Origin of the sequence: Streptomyces sp. NPDC058691, assembly GCF_042714775.1 — a bacterium.
Classification (GTDB): domain Bacteria; phylum Actinomycetota; class Actinomycetes; order Streptomycetales; family Streptomycetaceae; genus Actinacidiphila.
The window spans coordinates 1-20323 of record NZ_JBHXSO010000048.1; the positions used below are offsets into that span (position 1 = coordinate 1).

At 71.8% G+C, this 20323-nt stretch carries 22 protein-coding genes; 14 read left to right on the forward strand and 8 right to left on the reverse strand.

Annotated elements, in window-relative coordinates; translation table 11 throughout:
- Window positions 1–318 (reverse strand): DUF6210 family protein (locus ACFWVC_RS28625; RefSeq protein ID WP_384292916.1); only part of this gene is annotated, 318 nt, incomplete at its 3' end.
- A 74-nt stretch (window positions 319–392) separates the two neighbouring features.
- Window positions 393–569, reverse strand: a complete 177-nt coding sequence (locus ACFWVC_RS28630; protein WP_384292918.1) for a helix-turn-helix domain-containing protein — start codon at window positions 567–569, stop codon at window positions 393–395.
- Window positions 570–849: 280 nt separating this feature from the next.
- On the opposite strand from ACFWVC_RS28630, the gene ACFWVC_RS28635 reads away from it, so the two are divergent.
- Window positions 850–1056: a hypothetical protein gene (locus tag ACFWVC_RS28635; RefSeq protein WP_384292921.1), complete on the forward strand. Its 207-nt coding sequence runs from the start codon at window positions 850–852 to the stop codon at window positions 1054–1056.
- 403 nt (window positions 1057–1459) lie between these two features.
- Here ACFWVC_RS28635 and ACFWVC_RS28640 read toward each other — a convergent pair whose 3' ends face one another.
- Together ACFWVC_RS28640 and ACFWVC_RS28645 are read right to left on the reverse strand one after the other, a co-directional pair.
- Window positions 1460–1885: an HPP family protein gene (locus tag ACFWVC_RS28640; protein WP_384292925.1), complete on the reverse strand. Its 426-nt coding sequence runs from the start codon at window positions 1883–1885 to the stop codon at window positions 1460–1462.
- Between the two features lie 417 nt (window positions 1886–2302).
- On the reverse strand, window positions 2303–3568 hold the full coding sequence (locus ACFWVC_RS28645) for a cytochrome P450 (protein WP_384292930.1): 1266 nt from the start codon (window positions 3566–3568) through the stop codon (window positions 2303–2305).
- 116 nt (window positions 3569–3684) lie between these two features.
- Here ACFWVC_RS28645 and ACFWVC_RS28650 point away from each other — a divergent pair, with 116 nt between their 5' ends.
- The 5 genes from ACFWVC_RS28650 to tpg all read left to right on the forward strand — a co-directional run bounded on the left by ACFWVC_RS28650 (window position 3685) and on the right by tpg (window position 9143).
- The gene (locus ACFWVC_RS28650; RefSeq protein ID WP_384292933.1) at window positions 3685–4917 is read left to right on the forward strand and encodes an FAD-dependent oxidoreductase; all 1233 of its coding nucleotides are present in this window, start codon (window positions 3685–3687) and stop codon (window positions 4915–4917) included.
- Between the two features lie 114 nt (window positions 4918–5031).
- Window positions 5032–6039 carry a DUF2278 family protein gene (locus ACFWVC_RS28655; protein ID WP_384292936.1) on the forward strand — a complete coding sequence of 336 codons (1008 nt, stop codon included), beginning with the start codon at window positions 5032–5034 and terminating at the stop codon, window positions 6037–6039.
- Between the two features lie 116 nt (window positions 6040–6155).
- Window positions 6156–6512, forward strand: a complete 357-nt coding sequence (locus ACFWVC_RS28660) for a hypothetical protein (protein ID WP_384292939.1) — start codon at window positions 6156–6158, stop codon at window positions 6510–6512.
- A gap of 25 nt (window positions 6513–6537) precedes the next feature.
- Complete coding sequence (gene tap / locus ACFWVC_RS28665) at window positions 6538–8577, forward strand: telomere-associated protein Tap (protein WP_384292942.1); 2040 nt, start codon at window positions 6538–6540, stop codon at window positions 8575–8577.
- Window positions 8578–8588: 11 nt separating this feature from the next.
- Window positions 8589–9143: a telomere-protecting terminal protein Tpg gene (gene tpg, locus ACFWVC_RS28670; protein ID WP_384292947.1), complete on the forward strand. Its 555-nt coding sequence runs from the start codon at window positions 8589–8591 to the stop codon at window positions 9141–9143.
- Here tpg and ACFWVC_RS28675 read toward each other — a convergent pair whose 3' ends face one another.
- Window positions 9144–9578: a hypothetical protein gene (locus ACFWVC_RS28675; protein WP_384292950.1), complete on the reverse strand. Its 435-nt coding sequence runs from the start codon at window positions 9576–9578 to the stop codon at window positions 9144–9146.
- A 104-nt stretch (window positions 9579–9682) separates the two neighbouring features.
- On the opposite strand from ACFWVC_RS28675, the gene ACFWVC_RS28680 reads away from it, so the two are divergent.
- Genes ACFWVC_RS28680 through ACFWVC_RS28690 form a run of 3 tightly spaced genes read left to right on the forward strand, consistent with a single transcriptional unit; the run spans window position 9683 to window position 13704 of the window.
- The gene (locus ACFWVC_RS28680; protein WP_384292953.1) at window positions 9683–10198 is read left to right on the forward strand and encodes a (2Fe-2S)-binding protein; all 516 of its coding nucleotides are present in this window, start codon (window positions 9683–9685) and stop codon (window positions 10196–10198) included.
- Window positions 10195–12528 carry a molybdopterin cofactor-binding domain-containing protein gene (locus tag ACFWVC_RS28685; RefSeq protein ID WP_384292959.1) on the forward strand — a complete coding sequence of 778 codons (2334 nt, stop codon included), beginning with the start codon at window positions 10195–10197 and terminating at the stop codon, window positions 12526–12528. Before ACFWVC_RS28680 ends, ACFWVC_RS28685 begins: the two co-directional genes overlap by 4 nt.
- A gap of 48 nt (window positions 12529–12576) precedes the next feature.
- Window positions 12577–13704 (forward strand): XdhC family protein, encoded by a 1128-nt coding sequence (locus ACFWVC_RS28690; RefSeq protein ID WP_384292961.1) that lies wholly within the window; start codon window positions 12577–12579, stop codon window positions 13702–13704.
- A 221-nt stretch (window positions 13705–13925) separates the two neighbouring features.
- On the opposite strand, the gene ACFWVC_RS28695 is transcribed toward ACFWVC_RS28690, so the two are convergent.
- Window positions 13926–14447, reverse strand: coding sequence for an anthrone oxygenase family protein (locus ACFWVC_RS28695; protein ID WP_384292966.1), 522 nt, complete (start codon window positions 14445–14447; stop codon window positions 13926–13928).
- Between the two features lie 81 nt (window positions 14448–14528).
- Here ACFWVC_RS28695 and ACFWVC_RS28700 point away from each other — a divergent pair, with 81 nt between their 5' ends.
- Window positions 14529–15179, forward strand: coding sequence for a TetR/AcrR family transcriptional regulator (locus ACFWVC_RS28700; RefSeq protein WP_384292970.1), 651 nt, complete (start codon window positions 14529–14531; stop codon window positions 15177–15179).
- Between the two features lie 31 nt (window positions 15180–15210).
- Here ACFWVC_RS28700 and ACFWVC_RS28705 read toward each other — a convergent pair whose 3' ends face one another.
- The gene (locus ACFWVC_RS28705) at window positions 15211–15591 is read right to left on the reverse strand and encodes an SMI1/KNR4 family protein (RefSeq protein ID WP_384292973.1); all 381 of its coding nucleotides are present in this window, start codon (window positions 15589–15591) and stop codon (window positions 15211–15213) included.
- Between the two features lie 299 nt (window positions 15592–15890).
- Here ACFWVC_RS28705 and ACFWVC_RS28710 point away from each other — a divergent pair, with 299 nt between their 5' ends.
- A complete protein-coding gene (locus ACFWVC_RS28710; RefSeq protein WP_384292977.1) occupies window positions 15891–16097 on the forward strand; it encodes a hypothetical protein in 207 nt (68 codons plus the stop codon).
- A 1-nt stretch (window position 16098) separates the two neighbouring features.
- On the opposite strand, the gene ACFWVC_RS28715 is transcribed toward ACFWVC_RS28710, so the two are convergent.
- Window positions 16099–16503 carry a DUF5997 family protein gene (locus ACFWVC_RS28715; protein ID WP_384292982.1) on the reverse strand — a complete coding sequence of 135 codons (405 nt, stop codon included), beginning with the start codon at window positions 16501–16503 and terminating at the stop codon, window positions 16099–16101.
- Between the two features lie 82 nt (window positions 16504–16585).
- Between ACFWVC_RS28715 and ACFWVC_RS28720 the strand changes: the two genes are divergently transcribed.
- The 3 genes from ACFWVC_RS28720 to ACFWVC_RS28730 all read left to right on the forward strand — a co-directional run bounded on the left by ACFWVC_RS28720 (window position 16586) and on the right by ACFWVC_RS28730 (window position 20283).
- Window positions 16586–17395 carry a LysR family substrate-binding domain-containing protein gene (locus ACFWVC_RS28720; protein ID WP_384292985.1) on the forward strand — a complete coding sequence of 270 codons (810 nt, stop codon included), beginning with the start codon at window positions 16586–16588 and terminating at the stop codon, window positions 17393–17395.
- 157 nt (window positions 17396–17552) lie between these two features.
- Complete coding sequence (locus ACFWVC_RS28725; protein WP_384292988.1) at window positions 17553–18758, forward strand: cytochrome P450; 1206 nt, start codon at window positions 17553–17555, stop codon at window positions 18756–18758.
- 397 nt (window positions 18759–19155) lie between these two features.
- Complete coding sequence (locus tag ACFWVC_RS28730; protein WP_384292991.1) at window positions 19156–20283, forward strand: type III polyketide synthase; 1128 nt, start codon at window positions 19156–19158, stop codon at window positions 20281–20283.
- Window positions 20284–20323: the final 40 nt, after the last annotated feature.

Here is a 20323-nt window from a genome sequence, read left to right on the forward strand (position 1 = left end):
CTCCTCTGTGGCCCCATCAGATGCCCAGTAGCGAATGGCTTCGATGATCTCGCGGAGCTTGTCCAGCTCGTCATCTGGCCACGCGTAGTTCCAGGTGCCGGCACCACGGAAGTCCTTCTCAAACAGCTGACGCAAGGCGTCCAGCTCATCAGGGCCGAACAACGGCACCAGGAAACCTTCGACCTGCCCCTGCCGACAAGCCGTTCCGCCGTACTGCTGCTGATAGACAACCCCGGTCTTCGCCTCGACAACCACATGCAGCCAGTCGCCGGCACTGATGCCGTCAGGGTCGAGGAAGACGAAGCGTCGAGAGCTCATGGCGACAGTCTTCCGGGCTGTCGACCACGAGCTCAACGACTATCACCCCTGCAAGATCAATTACGAGACACGACCTAATCCTTGGACGCGTTCGTGGGGGTGGCCCTGATGCCGAGGACCTTGACCCTGTCGGAGGTGTTGACGCGGAAGAGACGGCCCGCGCGGATCACCCGGCACGGGAACTGACCTCTGCGGGCGAGGTCGTACGCGGTGGTGCGGCCGATGCCGAACGCCGCCGCGGCGGTCTCCAAACCCGCGCGCCGCAGGTTCGAATCCTGTCACCCCTGCCATGGTCCCGGCGCACGGTCAACGCTCGCCGGCCGCGAGGACGCCGGCCCCCGGCGCCGCCGTCAGGTCCATCGTCTCCGTACGCTCGTCGTGTGCAGTGGGGGTCCTGCGGCGTGGCGCTCACCGAGCCTGATGCCAACCGGTGTCGCCGCAAGCTCAAGAGGTGCTCAAGAGCAGGGACGAGCCTCCGGGCCGGAGCTACGCTGCTGCTCATGTAGCCGTCGAACCCGGGGGAGAGCCGCTGTGGTCGAACTTGCGATTTTCCTGCTCCTGCTCGCTTCCTTCGCGATGTACCTGATCGTCAAACTCCTGCGCCGCGGCGGCCGCCGCACAGAGAACACCGACGGCCTGCTCATTGAGCAGACTCACCGGGAACAGGCCCACAACGACCGCATGACGTACAACTCGGCGGCCGTGCACAACGTCCCCAACATCCCGTTGCGCCCCTGATACGAAGGGGCGATTCGATGGGTTTCTCGCGATGGCTCGACATCTATGAGGAGGCGTGGGAGGACGGCTCCACGCTCGCAACGCAACCATGTCCGCGTTGTGGACGAGCCGATCTCGAACTCGCCTTTGTGGAGCCGAAGGTGTCATCTCGGAGCGTCATGGCCGCTCTGTGGTGCGGTGCGTGCCTGCACGGGATTCACCTCGGAAGTTGCCCCAGACCGGAGACCGGCAGGATCTGGGGCCGGGACGCCGCACAGCGTGAGAGGCCCGTGCCCGACTACACGTTGATCCCTCCGGAGTAGCCTTCCTGGCCGACGTGCGGTCCCGCCCCGAAGGCCGGACCGGCGCGGCGCGGGAGCTTCCGGAGCTGCGGGGCGTCGTGCACGCCGCCTGCCGGCGGCGCCTACCACCAAGTCTGCGGGTACACCTCGCGCTGCAGGCGGGAGGAGACCGTCTGCACCACGATCAGCAGGACCAGTCCCGCGGCCAGCAGGGGCACGAAGCGGTGGGCCGGTGGATGGGTGAGCATGATCATGACGGCGGTCGCCATGGCGGGCGGGTGGGCCGCTTTGAGCACGAGCACGAGCCCGCAGGCGATGCCGCAGGCCACGGCCGCTGCCCAGGGGCCGCGCCAGCCGAAGGCGAGCACCGTGAAGCAGACGAGGCACGACAGCATGTGGCCGCCGAGGACATGGCGGGGCTGCGCGAGAGGCGAGGCGGGGGTCGCCGTGACGATCGCCGCGGTGGCCGCGAGCGGCGGCACCAGCACGGTCTGATGCAGGAGTACCCCTACGGCCACCAGGACGGTCAGCCCCACCGACGTGGTCACGGCCGCGGACACCACCGTGCGCCGGGCCGGGCGCGGCTCCGCGCTCCTCCACCACCGGGCCGGAGGCCGCTTCGCCGGGCGGGCCGGCAGGTCGCCGGTGACGGCCGTCCCGGGCGGGCTAGAGGCCATGACGACGGCGTTCCCGTCCGGACGCGCGGTCGGGCGCGGAAGGGCGCCCCGCCATAGGGCGGGTATCGCAGGAGGGAGCGCACAGCTGAGGGACGTGCGGAAGCACCACGGGAACACCTCGGATTCGCCCCGTTCCTCGTCCGTGAGGACGGGGTCACTCCGGAAATGCTGATGTCCCGCTCCACCGCCTGTCCAAATGCGGCTTCTTATCGCTCGATCGACCCCGTCTATCGAGCCACTTCCGGCAATCGGGCGGGCAGCCCGGGCAGCCGGGCGGGCCCGGTCCTCCTATGACGCCACGTCGGCCGTGGCTTCCGCCCCGCCCGGGGCGCCGGGCGCACCCGCCGTGAAGGTGACCGGCAGCCACGACGGCCCGCGCAGCCCGCCCAGCCGCCAGCGGACGTCCTCCGGCGGCACGGCGAGGGCCAGTCCGGGAAGGCGGCGCAGGGCGGTGCCGATCGCGATCTGGCCCTCCAGGCGGGCCAGCGGGGCGCCGAGGCAGTAGTGGATGCCGTGCCCGAACGCGAGGTGGGCGCTGTCACCGCGGGTGATGTCCAGCCGGTCCGGGTCGGGGAAGCGCCGCGGGTCGCGGTCGGCGATGGCGGAGGCGATCAGGACGGTCGCGCCGCGCGGGACGGCGGTGCCCGCGATCTCCATGTCCTCCCGCGCGAAGCGCGCGATGCCGGGGCTGACCGGTCCGTCCCAGCGCAGGAACTCCTCGATGGCGCCGGGCAGCAGCTCCGGGTCGTCCCGCAGCATGCGCAGCTGCTCCGGGTGGGCGAGCAGCGCCGCGATGCCGCTGCCGATCAGGTTGACCGTGGTGATGTAGCCGGCCACCAGCAGCAGGAAGCACATCGCGATCAGCTCGTCCTCGTCGAGCCGGTTGTCCTCGTCCCGGGCGGTGATGAGCGCGCTGAGCAGGTCGTCGCCGGGCCGGGCGCGCTTGTCGTCCAGGAGGCCGACCAGGTAGGCGCGCATCTGCCGCCAGGCCGCGTCGACCTTCACCGGGTCCGGCGGCTCCGCCCCGCGCAGGATCATCTCGTCGGTCCATCGCTGGAAGTCGCCCTGGTCGGTGGAGGGCACGCCGAGCAGCTCGCTGATCACGGTGACGGGGAGCGGGAGCGCGAAGTCCGCGACGAGGTCGGCGCGCCCGGCGGGCAGGATCGCGTCCAGCAGGCGGTCGGTGACCTCCTGGATCCGCGGCCGCAGCTCGGCGATCCGGCGGGCGGTGAAGGCCTTGGAGACCAGTCGGCGCAGACGGGTGTGGTCGGGAGGGTCGGAGCGCAGCATGGTGCGCAGCATCGACTCGCGCTCCGTGGCGGGCAGCATCCGCATCAGCCGGGGGTCCGACGCGTCGCGGACGTCGCTGCTCAGCCGGGGATCGGAGAGGGCCGCGAGCCCGTCCTCGAAGCGCGTCACCAGCCAGGCCTCCACACCGCCCGCGATGACGGCCCGCCGCACGGGGCCCTCCTGGCTCAACTGCCGGTACAACGGGAAGGGATCCGCCACGAAGGCCGGGTCGGCGTAGGGGAGAAGGACCGGTTGCCGGCTCATCGTGCCTCCGGAACGTGGGTGGGCACGTCACGGACGACGCGCATAGATGTGAATGCTTCAAGGATATTATGTACTGATATGGCGGTTTTCGTGCACCGCCGGAGAGTGGGGCGGCGATGGAGCGGACCACGTGCTGTGTGGTGGGCGGCGGCCCCGCGGGCATGGTGCTCGCCCTGCTGCTCGCCCGTGCCGGGATCGATGTCACCGTGCTGGAGAAGCACGGCGACTTCCTGCGCGACTTCCGCGGCGACACGGTGCACCCCTCGACCCTCGCCCTGCTGGACGACCTCGGCCTCGCCGAACGGTTCGCGGCTCTGCCGCAGCGCCGGGTGCGCACCCTTCAGCTGCCCGTCGGGGACAACCGGTCGCTGGCCCCGGTGGTCGACCTCGGGGTGCTGCCCGGCCCGTACAACTACGTGGCGATGGTGCCGCAGTGGGACCTGCTCGGACTCCTCGTGGACGAGGCCCGGCGCGAGCCGTCCTTCCAGGTGCGGATGAACACCGAGGCGACCTCCTTCCTCATCGAGCGCGGCCGGGTGACCGGAGTGCGCTACCGCACCTCCGACGGAGCCGCCGGCGAACTGCGCGCGGACCTCACCGTGGCCTGCGACGGCCGTGGATCACTGGCCCGCTCCCGGCCGGAACTGGGCCTGCGCCGCTACGACTGCCCCATGGACGCCTGGTGGTTCCGGCTGCCGCGGCAGGAGGGCGACCCGCACGGACTGGTCGGCGGCACGGGCGACCGCTTCCTCACCGTGATGATCGACCGCGGCGACTACTGGCAGTGCGCCGCGCTCATTCCCAAGGGCAGCGACGCCGGGCGCCGCGCCGCCGGCCTCGACCGCTTCCTCGCCGACTACGCCACCGCCGTGCCGTGGATCGCGGACCGCACGCACGCCCTGCGGTCCTGGGACGAGGTCAAGCTCCTCGACGTACGCCTGGAGCGGCTGCGCCGCTGGCACCGGCCCGGCCTGCTGTGCATCGGCGACGCCGCGCACGCGATGTCCCCGGTCTTCGGCATCGGCATCAACCTCGCCGTCGAGGACGCCGTGGCCTCCGCCCGGCACCTCGTCGAGCCTCTGCGCCGCGGCAGCGTGGGCCTGCGCGACATGCGCAACATCCAGCGCCGCAGGCGGCCCACCACCGCCGCCACCCAGGCCCTCCAGCGGGCCGCGCACGCGCGCGTCATCGCCCCCGTCCTCCGAGGGGAGGCGCCGTTCGGCAGCGCGGCGCTGGCGCTGCACGTGGCCCACGCGCTCGCCGGCTCGCGGTTGCTGCGGCGGCTCCCGGCGTACTTCTTCGGGTACGGCGCGCTGCGCGAGCGCCCCCCGGCCGCGTCCGTACGGTGAACTCCCCGGCGGAACGGGAGGTTTCGCCGCGGCCGCCCCTGCCCCGCTGCGACACTGGGGCCGTCCGGCGCACGCGTCGCGCGGTCGCCGCCCCAGGCCAAGGAGCAGAGCCCGATGCCGCTGAAGTCGTACGGAGTCCTGGTCGCCCGCGCGACCGGCGTCCGCCGTGAGGGCGCCTCCGACACCCCGCACTACCAGATCCACCTGACCGACGAGGGCGGCACCCACTACCGCGCGGCCGTCAACGTCCGTTCCCAGGAAGAGCCTTCCGAGCTGCTGTACCTGGTCGAGGACGACCTCCGCCATCCCGTCACCGCTTTGCTCGACGGGCTGGAAGGCGGCTGGAACACGCTCCCGGCCGGCCCCGGCGGCCCCAACCTCGACTACATCCGCGGCAATCTCCTCGACCCCGCGCGGATGCGCACCCTGCCGGCGGACGCCGAGGGCCCCGACAACGACCTCGCCGACCTCCTCGACCACTATGTGCAGCGCGCCGTCGCCGACCCGGACGCACGGCTGTACGTCTTCGGCGAGCGCTGGGGCCCCGAACCGGCCGTCAAGGACAAGGTCTTCGGCTTCCTGCCCGGCAACGGCGTGCACGACATCCACATGAACCAGGGCAACAGCGGCCGCTTCCGCGGCGACGACGGCGTCTGGCAGGACGGCGGCCTCCTGATCCGCTTCCCCGGCGAGCCGCGCTGGGTCGGCATCTTCCTCGCCTTCCAGAGCCAGGCGTGGCACACCGACGACATCACGGGCCACGCCCTTGAGGACGCGGGCCCGCGCCCCGGGGCTGGCGAGGAGTCCGTCCGCATCGTGGCCGCGCTCGCCAATCCCCTCGGTCCCGCCCCCGAGGCGGAGACCGTCACGCTTCTCAACGCCTCGCCCGGCCCGGTCGACCTCACCGGCTGGACCCTGGCTGACCGCCTGAAGAACGCCTGCGCCCTCCCCGCAGGGCCGCTCCCCGCTGGCGCGGCCCTCGCCGTGACGGTCGCCGCGCCGTTCCAACTGGGCAACCGCGGGGGCGCGATCACCCTCCTCGACGAGGACGGCCGCAAGGTGCACGGCGTCTCCTACACCGCGGAGCAGGCGGGACGCGAGGGCTGGACCATCGTCTTCTGAGCTTCCGACGCCCGCGCGACACACCGGACCGCTTCGCCGGGCGTGATCGCGACGGACTTTATCGGCTGATAAAGTCCGTCGTTGCCCGGGAAAACCGGTCGGAGTCGGAGGAGCACATGCTTGCGGTCGACGTCCGGCAGTCGCTGCGCGACGGCCGGACCGTGGCGGAGGGCGCGGGGCGCGGCTGGCGCTTCGCGGCGCGTACCGTCGCCACGCACGGCGACTTCCTGCTCGCCTTCGTCGACGGAGGGGTCTGCGTAGGCGCCTTCGAGATCCGGGGGAGCCGGTCCGACGACGCGGCGGACGGCCGCTACGTCTTCGACCTCGCCCCGGCCGGGCGCTTCCAATGGGCCCTCGGCCACCGGCTGCCGCTGCCCCCGGGACGCAACCCCGCGCGCATCCTCACCGGCCAGCACCTGCGCGAGTTCCTCGACGCCGCGCCGCGCGGCATCCCCCGTCCCGGGGAGGCCTGAGGCAGTGAAGGAGCCCCAGCGCCCCATGGCCGCCGCGCCCGACCCCGTGGACGCCCTGCTGCGGTCCGGTCCCCGCCGCACCCACCTCCCCGAACCGGCCGAACGGTCCCGGCTGCGCACCGCGTACGGGCTCACCCAGGCCGAGATCGCCGAGGCGCTCCAGGTCACCCGTACCACCGTCGCGGGCTGGGAGGCCGGCCGCAGCGAACCCCAGGGCGCCACGCGGGCCGCCTACGCCAAGCTCCTGGAGGGCATCGCCGGCCAACTCGCGCAGGACGCGCCGGAGCCGGAGCCGGAGCCCCAGCCGGAGCCTGCCCCGGCCCCCGCACCGGTGCCCGTGGCCGCCCCTCCGGCGAGGGCGCCGCACACCGGACGCCGGCAGGCCGAACAGGACACGCCCGACCCGCGGTTCGTGAACGGCCCGCTGGTGGTGCTGGACGGCGACGGGTCCGCGTACGGCACGGGCGGCCTGGTGCTGGCGTGCCCGGCGACGGACGTCCCCTCCCTGGTGGAATGGACGCTCACGGAGGCAGGGCTCGGCGCGGCACGGCTGCACCACAACGGCAAGGACGCCGACCCGCTGGTCGTGCTGACCGCGGCGGCGGCCGAACGGCTCGGCCTGCCGACGGAGTTGGAGGACCGCCGCGGCCTGCGGCTGCCCGCGGACCATCAGGTCGTCCGGCGGATCACGCGTGCCGGATGGCAACTGACCCAGCGCGGCTTCGGCCCGTGGGCCCGGGTGTTCCGGCCGGCCGAGGGCGGCCGACGTCAGTGCGTGCAGTTGGCCGTCCTGCCGTGGGGGGCGCTGGACGCGCGGTCCTGGGGCGGCGCCGCCGACCTGCCGGCGCCCGAACTCGCCGCGACCCTCGCCGCGTACGCGTCCCGAGTCCTCACTCCGCGCGGCTCGACCGCCGTGTCAGGGCTGGAGTTGATGACCGCCCTGCGCCCGCCGACCCGGCCGGTGAGGGACCCGGCGACCGGGGCATGGGTGTCCGGGCCGAATCCCGGAGCGCTCGTCCGCCCGGTCGACCCCGCTCCGCCCGAGGCCCCCGACGAGCACCCCGTCGTCGCCGCGCTCCATCCCCGCGGCCACCTGCGCACCCCGGACCAGGTCCTGGACGAGGAGGCGTACGACTGGATCCGCGACCCGGAACTCCTCACGGACACCGAGTGCGCGCAGCCGTACGCCGTCGGCGTCGACGTCAACATGGCCTTCGCCGCGGCCGCGAACCGGCTCGCCGTCGGGCTCGGTGAGCCCGTGCACGTGAAGGCACCGGCCTTCGACAAGGCGCTGCCCGGCTGCTGGCTGGTCGACCTGTCCGGCATCGACCTCGACCCGCGGCTGCCGAGCCCCTTCACCCCGCACGGCGGCCGCCCCGAGGGCCCCGCCTGGTACGCCACGCCGACCGTCGCCTACGCCGCCGAACTCGGCCACTCCGTCACGCCCTTGGAGGCGTACGTACGGCCCGAGCACGGTCCGTACCTGGACGCCTGGTACACCCGTCTGCGCGACGCCTACCTGGCCACCATGGGCGAACTGGGTGTGGTCCCCGGCATGCCGGAAGCCGAGTTCCTCGCCGCGATGGAACGCCACAAGCGGACCGACCCGGCGCGTGTCGCGCTGCTGTCGGCGATCAAGGCGACCGTCAAGGGCGGCATCGGCAAGCTCCGCGAACGCCCCCAGGGCGCGGGCTACCGGCCCGGCGAACGCTGGCCCGCCCTCGAACGCCCCACCTGGCGCCCGGACATCCGGGCCGCCGTCATCTCCACCGCCCGCGTCAACATGCACCGCAAGATGGTCAGGCTCGCGGCCGTCGGCCTCCACCCGATCGCGGTGCTCTCCGACTGCGCCGTCTACCTCTCGGACGGGCCGGGCCCCCTGGACTTCCTGCCGTACAGCCCCGAGGGCAAGCCCCTGCCCGGCGGCTTCCGCCTCGGGGTCTCGCCCGGCATGGTCAAGCACGAGGGCACCCAGACGCTGATGTGGGCCGCCGAACTGCTGGAGGACGGCCACAATCCCGCCCGCCACATCAAGGGCACCGACGCCGCCGCCGACGGCGAGTAGGGAGCACGTCCATGGGCATCCTCGGCGACAGCATCGACAAGGCCACCGCGGCCACCTTCACGCGCCCTCTGCCCAAGTCCGCCCAGTCCCGCATGCGCTTCCTCGTCAAGCACGAGAAGGGCACCCGGGCCGTGGCCGCCCTCCTCGGCGTCTCCCAGCGCACCGTCGAGCGCTACGTCACCGGCCAGTTGAAGCACCCTCGCAAGGACCTCGCGGCCCGCCTGGAGAACGCCGTCCGCGAGCGCTGGCAGCCCCGCGTCCGCGACCGCGCGAAGAAGCGCGCCGCGACCACCGGCGGCATCGTCATCGAGACCCGCGCCCGCTTCGGCTTCACCGCCGCCCCCGGCTCCACCGACGACAGCCGCATCCGCCTCATCACCCAGTCCCTCCCACCCGCCTACGCCGCCCGCCTCTTCGCCGCCCAGGACGCCGGCGCCACCGAGCAGCAACTCCGCGCCATCGCCGCCGAGGGCCTCCAGGAGATCTACTTCAAGGACCGCGGCCGCCGCGCCCAGGGCCTGAACGTCGAGTTCACCGACATCGACTACGTCGAGCTCGAGTTCTGATCACCAGGCATTCATCAGCAGGCCTTCACCGCGGCAGACCAGCGCCTCGTCGCGCGTGCCGTGCACCACCGCGACCTGCGCCGCCTCCTCGCTCACGTCTCCGACCAGACCCACCTGGTGTCCGGCCGCCGTGATCCTCTCCAGCACCGCGGCCGGCAGCTGCCGGACCGATGGCCGTACCCCGATCACCTGCGAGAGATCGAGCACCACCCACCCCCGCGTCGCGGGCGCGATCGCCGCGAGCGCCTGAAGCAGCCGCTCCCCGGCCAGGAGTTTCACCCGTACCGCGACGGTCGCGCGGATCGAGACCGGTCCGAGGGGATGGCCGCGCTGCGTGCGTCGCCACCCGCCGCGGCCCGGCACGCGGTTGGGCGGCGGGCAGCCGGCAGTCGGGAGGAATGGGAAATAACGGAAGTTGCCCGAGTGGTTGAACATTCACCAACGCGGAACCGTACTCCTGTATGGCGCTACCAGCGCTGTTTCAAACCAAAGTACGTTCTCGCAAAGAAGGCTGTGCTATGGCGTCACGAACCGTTCGGTTGAACGGGGAGACAGTGCAGGCCGACTATCAGTCGACCGGCACCGGGAGTTCACAGAACTCGGAGCAGTTGCTGTACTGGCTCAGGGACCGGCTGGGCCAGCACGGCCCGCGGTTCGGCTGCGGTGTCGCCCAGTGCGGCGCCTGTACGGTGCTGCTCAACGGAGCACCCTCCAGGTCCTGTGTGCAGCAGATGCACACGGTGGCCGACCAGTCCGAGATCCGCACCCTGGACGGCCTGGCCGAAGGAGACGAGCCGCATCCGCTGCAGAGCGCGTTCGTCGCCCTGCAGGCGGCCCAGTGCGGCTTCTGCACGAACGCCATGATCATGGGTTCCCTCGGCTGGCTGGAGGGCCGGATCGCCGCGGGCAACCGCGCGGTGCCGACCGAGGACGAGATCAAGAGCTTCCTGTCCGGGGCATCCGCGGACAACACGCGTAACTACCTGTGCCGTTGCGGCACCCACACGCGCATCGTCGATGCCATCCAGAGCGCAGCGAAGGAAATGGTCAGATGAGCACCACCGCAGCACCCACGCGCCGGGGCTTCCTCCTCGGAGTGGGCGCCATCGCCGTCGGTTTCTCCCTGGCGGGCACGGGCACCGCCGCCGCCGGTACCGCCGCTGACACCACCGCCGGTGTCGCGGGCGACGGGACCGGTCTCCTTCGGGTCGACGACCCGAACGGTGAGGAGAACCAGTCGTGGCTCGTCCTGACCGAGGAGGCCATCACCGTCTACAGCGGCAAGGTCGAACTCGGCACGGGCATTCAGACCTCGCTGACGCAGATCGTCGTGGAGGAACTGCGTCTGGGCGTCGCCGACGTCAAGTATGTGCAGGGAGACACCCTGCTCAGCGTCGGCCAGGGCGGCACCACGGGTTCCAAGAGCGTGCAGAACGGTGGCGTGCAGCTGCGGCAGGCAGCCGCAACCGCGTTCGCCGAGCTGAAGAACCGCGCGGTGGTCGCACTCAAGGTCGACCCGCACAAGCTCGAAGCCTCCCACGGCGTGTTCTCGGCCAAGGGCCGCAGCGTCACCTACGCCGAACTGATCAGGAACGGCAGCACCGTCCTGCCTCTCGACCCGGCCGCACCCCTGGTCGACTCCCGCGACTACCAGGTCGTCGGCACCAGCCAGCCGCGCGTCGACCTGCCCGGAAAGGCGGACGCCACCTTCCGGTTCCTGCACGACATCGCTCCGGCCGGAACGCTGCACGGGCGGGTCGTGCGTCCCCCGGGGCGCAACTCGCACAACCCCGTGATCGGGAACCTCGACCGCGCCCGGGCCATCGAGGGGTTCGTGGACGTCGTCCAGCAGGACCGGTTCATCGGTGTCGTCGCCACCTCGCAGTGGGCCGCGGCCCGAGCCGCCAACCCGGCCACCGGTATCACCGTCACCTGGAGCGACGGTCCGGCGCTCATCCCGCAGGCCGACCTGCCCACGGCGTTGCGCGACCCCGCCAACCACTACCGGACGGTGGTCGAGCAGGACGACGGCGTCGGCCCGCTGCTCGCCGCGGCGTCCACCGTCGTCACCGCGCAGTACTTCACCCCGTTCCAGATGCACGGCACCATGGGAGCCTCCACCGCGGTCGCCGACATCCGCAGCGAACCCGACGCGGACACCGGCATACGGGCCACCGTCTGGTCCGGCACCCAGAACGTGACCGCACTGCGCGGAGCGATCGCAGGGCTGCTCGGCCTGCCCACCACCGCGGTCCGGGTGATCTACGAGGAGTCCTCCGGCTGCTACGGCCACGACGGTGTCGACGACTGTGCCGCGGACGCGGCCCTGCTCTCCCGAGCCGTCGGCGCTCCTGTGCGCGTGCAGTGGACGCGGCAGGACGAACACGGCTGGGAGCCCTACGGCGGCGCGCAGGCCCACGACATGGCCGCCGCCCTGGACAAGAAGGGCATCACCGCCTGGTCGCACCTGATCTACGCGCCCACCGCGAACAGCCGCCCCACCGCCACCAACCCCGGCACGCTGCTGGCCGGCGCGCTCTCCGGGCTGCTGCCCGACCCGCTGCCCGCCACGTCGGTCGACACCTCCGGCCGCAACGCGCCGGTGACCTACGATTTCCCGCAGCGCGTCGAGGCCCGGCTGATCAAGAGTTTCGAGACCACCGGACCGACGTCAGCCGCCCCCAGCACCCCGCTGACGTACCGGATACCCCGCACCACCGCCCTGCGCTCGCTCGGCGGCTTCTCCAACAGCTTCGCCAACGAGTCCTTCTTCGACGAACTCGCCGACGCCGGCGGCCACGACCCGCTGAAGCTGCGCCTCGACTCCCTGAGCGACAAGCGGGCGATCGCGGTGCTCCGGGCGGTGCGGGACGCCGCCTGGCACGACCGCCCCAAGGGCGGCGACGGAACCGGCGCCGGATTGGCGTACCACCAGTACGAGGTGGTCAACGCCTACGTCGCCACGTACGTCGAGGTGCACGTGGACCCGGCCACCGGGCAGGTCCACGTCGACCGGGTCGTCGTCGCACACGACTGCGGACTGGTCATCAACCCCGACGGTCTGCGCAACCAGATCGAGGGCAACGTGGTGCAGGGCATCAGCCGGGCGCTGAAGGAGGAGGTCCACTACACAGCGGACCGCATCACCTCGCTCACGTGGCAGTCCACCACTCCCGGCGCCGCCTATGACGTCATCCGGTTCAACGAGGTCCCGGAGATCGAGGTGATCCTCATCGACCGCCCCGACGAGCCGGCGCTCGGTGCGGGAGAGCCGACGATCGGCACCGTGGCCGGAGCCATCGCCAACGCCGTCTTCAACGCCACCGGCACACGCATCCGGGAACTCCCCATCACCCCGGACAAGCTGCGCGGGGCGCAGCAGTGACCGCCCGTACTCCGGCTCCGCCGGCCCGCGGAAGGGGGTGGACGCCCCGTGCTGGACATCGCTGAGGAACTGCACCACTGGTGCCGGCAAGGGCGGCCGTTCGCGGTGGCGACGGTGTCCGCGGTGGGCGGCAGCGCGCCGCGCACACCGGGCGCCGCGCTCGCCGTTGACGCCGAAGGCGCGGCCCTGGGCAGCATCTCGGGCGGGTGCGTGGAGGGTGCCGTCTTCGAGCTGTGCACCCAGGTACTCGACAGCGGTGAGCCGGTCGTCGAGCGGTTCGGCTACTCCGACAGCACCTTCGAAGTCGCACTGACCTGCGGCGGCAGCATCGAGGTACTGGTCGAGCGGATCGACCCCGCCGCACGCCCGGAGATCGCCGCGTTCCTTGCCGCGGCGGCACGCCGGGAAGCAGTGGCGCTGATCCGCCCCGTGGAGGGACCGGCGGCCGACCGGGGCCGGGCGCTCGTCCTGCGTCCGGGCCACGATGACCTGGGAAGTCTCGGTTCGGCGTCCCTCGATCAGGATGCCGGCCGCCAGGCCCGTCATCTGTTGACCGCAGGCACCACGGGATCCCTCACGGCCACCGCGTCGGCAGGCGAGGTGAGGCTGCTGGTGGAAAGCAGCGTGCCCCGACCCCGCATGCTGCTGTTCGGCGCGGTCGACGTCGCGGCGGCGCTCGCCGAGATGGGATCGTTTCTCGGGTACCGGGTCACGGTGTGCGACGCGCGCCCGGTCTTCGCCACCGCGGCCCGTTTCCCGAAGGCCGACGAGGTCGTCGTGGACTGGCCGCATCGCTACCTGGCGGGCACTGGAGTCGACGAACGGACGGTGGTCTGCGTCCTGACCCACGACCCGAAGTTCGACGTGCCGCTGCTGGAACAGGCACTGCGCCTGCCGGTCGCGTACGTCGGCGCCATGGGATCGCGTCGGACCCACCACGACCGTCTGGAACGGTTGCGTGCCGTGGGCCTGGACGAAGGGCAACTGGCCCGGCTGCACAGCCCGATCGGGCTCGACCTGGGGGCCCGCAGCCCGCAGGAGACCGCCCTGTCGATAGCGGCCGAGATCGTCGGCGGCCGGCACGGCGGCAGCGGGATGCCGCTCACCCGGACGAGCGGAGCCATCCACCCGGACGCCCTGTCCCGTGAGCCCCTGGTCGTACCGGCGATGACCTAGTCAAAATGTGTCCGGTAACGGGGGTTGACTCGATCCCGGTGGGGCGGGTGAGCCACCGGACGGCCATGCAAGGCCATCCGGTGGAGGGCTGAACGATCCCGGACCGCGACCGTGTGCAGGAAGGTGCCGGACTCTGCTGAGTCCGGCACCTTCCCCATTCCCGTGCCGAATTCAGTCGCGGGCAGCAGGCCGGAGCGCACCGCCGGATCCGGCGCCGAGCCCTACGGCGCGACGGCCGCGCCGCCGACCGCGGCGGGCCGCGGATGCGGAAGCTCCTCGCGGTCGGATCCCTGCGCGATGAGCAGGCTCACGAAGGCCAGTACCGCGAGAACGGTACGGACGGTGTGCAGGGTCAGCCAGCGGTCGCGGACGGCGGTGAAGTCGGCCGGCGGCGCGTCGGAACTCCAGCCGTCCACAAGCCGGTTGAGCGGCTCCATCTGCGTCACGGTCAGCACGATCGTGCCGAGCACGAGTACCGCGGCGGCCAGGCTGAGGCAGAACACCAGCGGGCCTTGACGGTACGACAGTGCGCACGTCGCGATGAGCAGCGCGAGGCAGGTGAGGAGGAACGGCGGCATGGCCCGGCCGTAGTCGGCGTTGAGCGCCTTCCAGTACGGCACGTACGCGGGGCCGGGGAGCCGCGCGACGGACGGCGCGATCACGGTGAAGAACACCCCACCCGCGTAGAGGCCGAGGAGCGTTGCCGCTCCCGCTCTGACGATCTCCAGCACGACAGTACGCATGCGCCCCGTCCCCCAATTTACTAGATGATTCTATTTTCATTAGAACCCTGCCTGGCGAATTGTATGGGACGATGAACCCTGATGGAAGGCACACAGAAGCGGCGCTACGTCAGCGACCTCCGGCGCGAGCACGCCGAGGCGACCCGGCTGCGGATCGCCGAGGCCGCGCGGACGTTGATGATCGAGCGGGGCTACGCGGCCACCACGATGGGCGACGTGGCCGCGGCCGCCGGTGTCGCGGTGCAGACGCTGTACGCCGCGTGTCCGGGCGGCAAGCCGGGCCTGGTGAAGATCGTCTACGACGTCACGCTGGCCGGCGACGGCAGGGAAGTCCCTCAGGGCGGGCGGCCCCCGGTGCTGGCGATCATCGAAGAGCCCGATCCGGTCCGGAAGTTGGCCCTGTACGCGGCCATGGCCGTCACGATCTTCGGCCGGATCGGACCGATCCACCGCGTGCTGCGCGCCGCAGCCGCCGCGGGCGGCACCGGTATCGGCGACCTGCTCGACGAGACCGAGCGGCAGCGCCGCAACGGCAGCCGTCAACTGACCCAGCACCTTGCCGAGGCGGGCGCGCTGCGCCCGGGGCTGAACGCCGACCGGGCCGCAGACGAGGTCTTCGCGCTCACGTCGATCGAGGTGTACGAGCAGCTCACCGATGTCTGCGAGTGGACCGTCGACGAATATGAGGACTGGCTCGCCCGGACCCTCGCCGGCACGCTCCTGAGTTCCTAGCCGTTCTGCTCCGGGGGAGCGACGCCGGCGGTTACTGCCAGCGCCAGCCGTGTTCCGGGAATCGGGTCAGGAACTCCGTGAGCGAGGCCGCCTGGCGCAGCCCTTCGGACCAGGCGGCGGCCGCGGCGTCGACCAGGAGGAGCGGGGGAGGCTGCTGCCGGAAGTCGTAGACCAGGAGTTCACGGCTGCCGTCACCGCCGATGACCACCGCGCCGGGGAGACGGCCGACCGGGCCCGCCGCGTCGTTGAGCCCGAGGAGGTCGCCGACCGGACAGAGCGTCAGGAAGTCGCCGGCGGGGAGGAAGTGCCGGGCCACGGATCCCGGGTCGGTGAGGAAGCCGCGGTAGTCCGCGGGGAAGGCGACGCCGAGCGCTCGCTCGGCCCGCTGGATCGCGGCGTCTGGTGCGCCCATGGCACGTCCCTCCCTTGGGCGTTCCGGCACCGCACGCCGAGGCCCCTCCCGCAGCGCACCATATCGCGGTCCGCGCCGGGTTCGCTCCGCCGTCTCAGGACGCCCGACTCCCGCCGCGCCGGGGGGATTTCGAGGCACGGGAGGGGGCGGAGACGCCACCCGCCCCGGCGTGGTTCCCTTCGCCGAATTCGCCGCCGCGCATCCGGTTCCCGGAGACCGACGGCCACCCGCTCGTCAGGAACGGCACAAAAGAGCGGGCTGAGCGCAACGGGAAAAGGGAACCGCGGAAATGGGGAGCATTGCCGAACGGCAGCGTGCCGTCAGGCGGCTCCCGCGCAGCCGCGGCCTGCGCAGGGGTCCCCCGGCGCGCTGCCGAGGCGGACCCGCCGCGCCGCAAGGTCGTCGAGGACCTGCGCCCGGAGCCCGAGGGCACCGAGCGCACCTGCGTGTCCCTCGGTCTCGCCGGGCTGATCCGGCGAGTCGATCATGGCAACAGCGGCGCCTAGGTCAGGAGCGCGGCCGGTTCCCCTGCTCCGCGCGTTCGGCGTCCCGCTCCTTGAGGCGCGCCGCTTCCTTGCGGACCTCGGCCTGCGTGGCGCGTTCCTTCACCAGCCACTCCGGGACGTCCTGCTTCAGCGCGTCGATCTGGTCGGTCGTGAGCGGCTCGGTGACGCCGCCGCGGGCCAGGCCCGCGATCGAGACACCCAGCTTGGCCGCGACGACCGGACGGGGGTGCGGCCCGTTGCGCCGCAGCTCCCGCAGCCACTCCGGCGGGTCGGCCTGGAGCGCGTTCAGCTCGTCGCGCGAGACGACGCCCTCCTGGAACTCGGCGGGAGTGGCCTCGAGGTACACACCCAGCTTCTTGGCCGCGGTGGCGGGCTTCATGGTCTGGGTGTTGTGGTGCGACGTCATGGGTCAAGGATATCGACCGCGCGGCCCCGTCCCGACCGCGTGGACGGGCCGCCCCCCGTCGCGGCCCGGGTAGCCTGTCCTGGTGACAGGCTCGGAAGAATCCCCCCAGTTCAGGCTCGCGTACGTACCGGGCGTGACACCCGCCAAATGGGTGAGGATCTGGCAGGAGCGCTTCCCCGGCATCCCGCTGGAACTCGTCGCGGTCCCGGCCGCGGAGGCGACGGGACTGCTGCGCGGCCGCGGCGCCGACGCGGGCTTCGTACGGCTCCCGGTGGACGGCGCGGACCTCAGCGCGATCCCCCTCTACACCGAGACGACGGTGGTCGTGGTCCCGAAGGACCACGTCATCGCGGCGGTGGAGGAGGTGAGCACCGGCGATCTGGCCGACGAGGTGGTCTTCCACCCGCTCGACGACACCCTCGACTGGGAGCGGCCCCCCGGCCGCCCGGCGATCGAGCGCCCCGCCACGACCGCGGACGCGATCGAGCTCGTGGCGGCGGGCGTGGGGCTGCTGGTCGTCCCGCAGTCGCTCGCCCGGCTCCACCACCGCCGTGACCTCACCTTCCGGCCGCTCGTCGACGCCGCACAGTCGCGTGTCGCGCTGTCGTGGCCCGAGGACGCGACGACCGACATGGTCGACGACTTCATCGGCGTCGTCCGCGGCCGGACCGTCAACAGCACGCGGGGCCGTCGCGCGGACGGGCCCGCCCAGGCGAAGGACCAGCGTTCCGAGGCCGGCGCGGCACGGCGCAAGCCGGCGGCCGGAAAGGCCGCCGGCAAGGCGGGCGGCGGGCGGGCGGCCGGCGGCAAGAACCCGCGCGGCGCCTCCGGAGGCGCCAAGGGCGGCACCGGCCGGGGAGGCAAGCAGGGCAAGCCCCGCCGGCGTTCCTGACGCGGGGCCCGAGGCACGGGACTCGCGTCAGTCCCGCATCGTCCCGTGGCCGGCCGGGGCCGGATCCCCCGGATGGGCTTGCTGCGGTGGCCGTGAGGGCTCAGGGGGCGATTTGTTGTGAGATGTTCCCTGACGTCCAGGTCCACTGGAGCATCGCATGGATTCCGGTTCCTCCGCGCACGACTGCCCCTTCGACTACGCCGTGGCCCTCGAATTCGACCCCCAGTTGAAGCACCTGCTGGAGAACGAACCGGTCTCGCGCATCAAGCTGCCCCACGGGGAGGGCGAGGCGTGGCTGGTCACGCGCTACGAGGACGTCCGGACGGTGACGACCGACCGGCGCTTCAGCCGCAGGGGCGTCGTCGGCCGGGACTTCCCCCGCATGACCCCGGAGCCGATCGTGCAGGACGAGGCGATCAACGTGATGGACCCGCCGGACAGCAGCCGGCTGCGCTCCCTGGTCTCCAAGGGCTTCACCCCGCGCCAGGTCGAGCGCATGCGTCCGCACATCGAGCGGGTCGTGACCGAGCTCCTCGACACGATGGCCGCCGAGGGTCCCCCGGCGGACCTGGTGGAGCACCTGGCCGCACCGCTGCCGCTCACCGCGATCTGCGAGGTCCTCGACATCCCCGAGGACGACCGGTGGCGGCTGCGCGCGCACGCCCGCACCCTGATGGACTTCAGCCCCGACAACCGTGACGACGCCGTGCGGTCCAAGGCCGATCTGCGCGCGTACTTCGCGGAGCTGACCGCGCAGCGCCGCGCACACCCCGGCGACGACCTGATCAGCGTGCTGGCGACGGCCCGCGACGGCGACGAGATCCTCAACGACAAGGAACTCACCGTCATGGCCATGGTGCTGCTGATCACCGGCCAGGACACGACCTCGAACGAGATCGGCAACATCGCCTACACCCTGCTGACCCGGCCCCGCGAGCTGGCGACACTCCGCGCGCACCCCGACAAGATCCCGCAGGCCATCGAGGAGATGCTGCGCCACATCCCGTTCCGCAAGGGCGTCGGCATCCCGCGCGTGGCCACCGAGGACGTGGAACTGGGCGGCGTCCTGATCCGCGCCGGGGACATCGTGCACGTCTCGTACCTCACCGCCAATCGCGACGCCGCGAAGTTCGACCGCCCCGACGAGCTGGACCTGGAGCGCACCGGTGCCCCGCACATGACCTTCGGCTGGGGCGGTCACCACTGCCTCGGGGCGCCGCTGGCGACGATGGAGCTGCAGGTCGCCTTCACCGAGCTGCTGCGCCGCTTCCCGGAGCTGCGGCTGGCCAAGCCGGCCGAGGAGGTGCGGTGGAGCGCCACGTCGATCTGGCGCTACCCGGTCGCGCTGCACGTGGGCTGGTAGCACCGCCCCGGGTGCCCCAACCGCCCCAACGGCCCCGAGTGCCCCAGGTTTCCCGCGGCGCCGGTCCTGCCCCCGTACGGGCGGGACCGGCGCCGTCGTGCGGCGTGTGTGCGGCGTTCATGCGGCGCGGGGCGTACACACCTTCGACATGCGCTCCCGGTCCGGCTGCCGTACTTTTTGTTGGGCGGACCGGAAACGGTCCGAATGTGTCATCCGACTCCGTTTGGGCCCACGTGGAATACCGGCCTCATTGGGACGCCGAAAGTGGGACGCCCGTACCGCCTATCGCCTTTCCGTGAAATTCCGTGAAAGGTACGGGTCTGCCCCGGGGGAAATGCACCGGGGCAGTTGCACCACGTGGACCATCGCCCGCAGAGGGACAGGAATGGAGCCAATCATGGCAGTTCTGTGCAAGCCGGTGATCGCGGTTCCCGACAACGTTATCACCTGCGAACAAACGCTCGAGCTGGCACGACGGCTGCACAAAGACCATCCGCAACTCGGCCTGACCCTCCGGCTCATCGAGAACACCGGCGTACAGAAGCGGCACCTGATACGGCCGATCGACGAGGTGCTGGAACATCCGGGTTTCGATGTGCGCAGCGAGATCTACGAGGAGGAGTCCAAGGCGCGCGTGCCCGCGGTGGTGCGGCAGGCGCTGGACGAGGCGGAGTTGACCGCCGCCGACATCGACCTCATCATCTACGTCTCGTGCACGGGCTTCATGATGCCGTCGCTGACGGCATGGCTCATCAACACGATGGGCTTCCGGCACGACACACGGCAGATGCCCATCGCCCAACTCGGTTGCGCGGCGGGCGGCGCGGCCATCAACCGGGCGCACGACTTCTGCACGGCGTACCCCGAGGCCAACGCGCTGATCGTCGCCTGCGAGTTCTGCTCGCTGTGCTACCAGCCGACCGACCTCAGCGTCGGAACGCTGCTGTCCAACGGGCTGTTCGGTGACGGCGTCGCCGCCGCCGTGGTCCGGGGGAACGGCGGCACCGGGATGCGGCTCGAGCACAACTCCTCGTACCTCATCCCCAACACCGAGGCCTGGATCTCCTACGCGGTGCGCCAGACCGGGTTCCACTTCCAGCTCGACAAGCGCGTGCCCGGCACGATGGAGCCGCTGGCGCCCGTCCTGCGCCGCGTGGCCGCGGAGCACCAATGGAGCGCGTCCGAGCTGGACTTCTACATCATCCACGCGGGCGGCCCGCGCATCCTGGACGACCTGAGCCGCTACCTCGGCGTCGCTCCGGAGGCGTTCCGCTTCAGCCGTGCCACGCTCACCGAGTACGGCAACATCGCCAGTTGCGTCGTGCTCGACGCCCTGGCCCGGATGTTCGAGGAGGGGACGGCCCTCGACGGCCACCGCGGTCTGCTGGCCGGCTTCGGTCCGGGCATCACCGCCGAGATGGTGCTCGGCACCTGGGTCAAGGCCGACTACGACGCGGACGTGCTGCCGCAGCACAATTACGGCACGCTCGACGACGACGGCCTCTGCGATCCCGCGGCCCCGTGAGGCGGGGGAGGTGCGGACCGGGACGGCCCGGGGCGGTGGA